The sequence below is a fragment of the Variovorax sp. 01T439_2 genome (assembly GCF_056398445.1).
The window spans coordinates 1-1,624 of the sequence record NZ_JBFTPJ010001145.1; the positions used below are offsets into that span (position 1 = coordinate 1).

Annotated in this window: 2 protein-coding genes; both read left to right on the forward strand. The window is 68.8% G+C overall.

The genetic code is table 11. From position 1 onward, the window contains the following. Positions 1-578, forward strand: a 578-nt coding sequence (locus tag AC1DOC_RS32870; RefSeq protein ID WP_478131468.1) for an acyl-CoA dehydrogenase family protein, incomplete at its 5' end; no start/stop codon positions are given. Positions 579-583: 5 nt separating this feature from the next. Beyond that, positions 584-1,624, forward strand: a 1,041-nt coding sequence (locus AC1DOC_RS32875; protein WP_478131469.1) for an AMP-binding protein, incomplete at its 3' end; no start/stop codon positions are given.

A 1,624-nucleotide genomic window follows, 5' to 3' on the forward strand; every position in this document is an offset into this window, starting at 1 on the left:
CCTCCGGGCACATCGACGTGATGGCGCCGCACCCGCTCGCCACGCTGCGCTTCCAGGACTGCATCGTGCCGCGCGCGGCGCAGCTCGGCGAACTCAACGGTGGTTTCAAGCTCGCGATGCGCACGCTCGACATCTTCCGTGCCTCCGTTGCAGCGGCGGCATTGGGCATGGGACGCCGCGCACTCGCCGAAGCCATCGCGCATGCGAAAGGCCGGCGCATGTTCGGCCAGACGCTCGCCGATTTCCAGCTCACGCAGGCCAAGCTCGGCGAGATGGCCGCGCTGATCGACAGCGCCGCATTGCTCACCTACCGCGCCGCATGGATGCGCGACGACGCCGAACAGCGCGGCGCCCCCGCGGTGGGCGACGTGTCGGCCGCCGCGGCCATGGCCAAGATGTGCGCCACCGAGAACGCGAGCCGCGTGATCGACATGGCGCTGCAGATGCACGGCGGCCTTGGCGTGAAGGTTGGCACGAAGATTGAAAGTCTCTACCGCGACATCCGCTCGCTGCGCATCTACGAAGGCGCGACGGAGGTTCAGCAACTGATCATCGGCAAATCCGTTTTGCGGGGATAAACATCGTGTCAGCCCAAGTCGACCGCTTCGTTCACGACCGCCTGCCGCCCGCCGAGCAGCTGCCGGTCTTCCGCTACGACCTTCCGGAGCTGCAGCTGCCCGATCAGCTGAATCTGGTCGAGGAGCTCCTGGACAAGGCGCCCGCCAAGGGCTTCGGCGACAAGCCGATGCTGCGTTCGCCCGCCGGCACGCTGACCTATTCGCAGGCCGCTGTCGAGGTCAACCGCATCGCGCAGGTGCTGGTCGAAGACCTCGGCCTCGTGCCCGGCAACCGCGTGCTGCTGCGCGGCGGCAACTCGGTAGCCATGGCGCTGTCGTGGCTCGCGGTGGTCAAGGCCGGCCTGATCGCGGTGGCCACCATGCCGCTGCTGCGCGCCAAGGAACTGGGCGAGATCATCGAGAAGGCGCGCCCCGTGGCGGCGCTGTGCGACGGGCGCCTGCTCGACGAGCTCGTGCTGGCACAGCGGGAGCATCCCGTGCTCGCATCGGTGATCGCGTTCAACAAACCCGCTGCGCCCGATTCGCTGTCGGCACGCGCGGCCGGCAAGAGCGGCGTGTTCACCGCCTGCCCCACGGCGTCGGACGACATCGCCCTGCTTGCGTTCACCTCCGGCACCACGGGCAAGCCGAAGGCACCAGTCACCACGCACCGCGACGTGCTCGCGATGTGCCAAACCTGGCCGCGCCATGTGCTGCAGGCACGCAGCGACGACATCGTGATCGGCTCGCCGCCGCTGGCCTTCACCTTCGGGCTCGGCGGGCTGCTGGTGTTCCCGATGTGGGCCGGCGCCTCGGTGTACTTCGCCGATGCGCCGTTCACGCCCGAAGGCCTCGTGAAGCTCATCAACGAGGTCGGCGCGACCATCTGCTACACGGCCCCCACCTTCTATCGCCAGATGGCGCCGTTCGTGCGGCAGCACGGCGCGCCGAGCCTGCGCATCTGCGTGAGCGCGGGCGAGGCACTGCCCGACGCCACGCGCCAGCTGTGGAAGGAAGCCACCGGCATCGAGATGCTCGACGGCATCGGCGGCACCGAGGTGTTCCAC